The sequence below is a fragment of the Streptomyces sp. HSW2009 genome, from assembly GCF_040240285.1.
In the GTDB taxonomy this organism is placed as follows: domain Bacteria; phylum Actinomycetota; class Actinomycetes; order Streptomycetales; family Streptomycetaceae; genus Streptomyces.
On the sequence record NZ_JBEHZD010000921.1, the window covers coordinates 1 to 1,805 of the forward strand.

The 1,805-nt window shown below is 72.7% G+C and carries 1 protein-coding gene; it reads left to right on the forward strand.

What is annotated here, in order from left to right:
- Positions 1–404: 404 nt before the first annotated feature.
- On the forward strand, positions 405–1,394 hold the full coding sequence (locus tag AAHZ94_RS33565; RefSeq protein ID WP_349997476.1) for a malate dehydrogenase: 990 nt from the start codon (positions 405–407) through the stop codon (positions 1,392–1,394).
- The last annotated feature ends 411 nt before the right edge of the window (positions 1,395–1,805 follow it).

Here is a 1,805-nt window from a genome sequence, read left to right on the forward strand (position 1 = left end):
CCCGCCCCCCCCCCCCCCCCCGCGGGGCGCGGGGCGGGCGGCCGCCCCCCCCCCCCCCCCCCGCGCCGCCCCCCCCCCCCCCCCCCGCCGGCGCGGGGCCGGCGGAGGGTCACGGATACCCCGGGTCGGCGGGCGAGCGGTCGGAAACACCCCGCGGGACGGATGCCCGTACGGAGCCATGCGGCTCGTACGACCTCGTGCCGCCCCGTACGGCTCTGCCCCGCACGGCTCTGCCCCGTACGGGTCCGCCGGCCCCGCCGTGACGCGTCCGGTGAGGTGGGACACACTGGGCCGCGGAATGGGCGTGCGTCGCGTCGGATAGCCTGGCGCCGGGTCTCTCGATACCAAGAGACCTCGGAAAATGGGCAGGGACACCCACCGCTAGCTCGCAGCAGGAGATTGCCATGACCCGCACTCCCGTCAATGTCACCGTTACCGGCGCGGCCGGCCAGATCGGCTACGCGCTGCTCTTCCGCATCGCCTCCGGCCACCTCCTCGGCGCGGACGTGCCCGTCAAGCTCCGCCTCCTGGAGATCCCGCAGGGCCTGAAGGCCGCCGAGGGCACCGCCATGGAGCTGGACGACTGCGCGTTCCCGCTGCTGCGCGGCATTGACATTTCGGATGACCCGAACGTGGCCTTCGACGGCGCCAACGTCGCCCTGCTGGTCGGCGCCCGCCCGCGCACCAAGGGCATGGAGCGCGGTGACCTCCTGGAGGCCAACGGCGGCATCTTCAAGCCGCAGGGCGCGGCGATCAACGCGCACGCCGCGGACGACATCAAGGTCCTGGTCGTGGGCAACCCGGCCAACACCAACGCGCTGATCGCCCAGGCCGCCGCGCCCGACGTGCCGCGCGAGCGCTTCACCGCGATGACCCGCCTGGACCACAACCGCGCCGTCTCGCAGCTCGCCCAGAAGACCGGCACGCCGGTCAGTGAGATCCGCAAGCTCACCATCTGGGGCAACCACTCGGCCACCCAGTACCCGGACGTCTTCCACGCCGAGGTCGCGGGCAAGAACGCCGCCGAGGTCGTCAACGACGAGAAGTGGCTGGCCGACACCTTCATCCCGACGGTCGCCAAGCGCGGCGCCGCGATCATCGAGGCCCGTGGCGCGTCCTCGGCCGCCTCGGCCGCCAACGCCGCCATCGACCACGTCCACACCTGGGTCAACGGCACCGCCGACGGCGACTGGACCTCCATGGGCATCCCCTCGGACGGTTCGTACGGCGTTCCGGAGGGCCTCATCTCCTCCTTCCCGGTCACCACGCAGGACGGCACGTACAAGATCGTGCAGGGTCTGGAGATCAACGAGTTCTCGCGCACCCGCATCGACGCGTCGGTGAAGGAGCTCGAAGAGGAGCGCGAGGCCGTGCGCGGCCTCGGCCTGATCTAAGTCCCCTGCGCAACGTCCGCCCCTCGCGCCACGACTGCGCCACGACACCGCGCCCCCGCAGGGGCCCGCTCCCCGGAGCGGGCCGGCCCCCGGCAGCGACCCGCCCGGTTGCGGGAGAAATGGCGCGTGACCTGGACGTACGCACGGACACGAAAGGCCGTTCCCGGCATCTGCCGGGGGCGGCCTTTTGCCGTACGAGGACCGGCCGCGGGCTGGCGAAGGGGGACGTCGGGGTGCGGGTGCGGGTGTGGGGTCGGAGATGGGACGGGTGGGGGTGTGGGGGTGGGTGCGGAGATGAGGACGGGGTGGGGGTGGGTTTGCCCCGGGCGTGGACCGTACGCATCCGTAGCCCCTTGGCCGTACCGGGGACGCCCAGTGTGTTATAAACATCTACGCGCCCACGACACGGGC

What these genes read in the sequence shown, in the direction of transcription:
- AAHZ94_RS33565 (WP_349997476.1), top strand. Translation starts at nt 405, where the DNA reads ATGACCCGCACTCCCGTCAATGTCACCGTTACCGGCGCGGCCGGCCAG.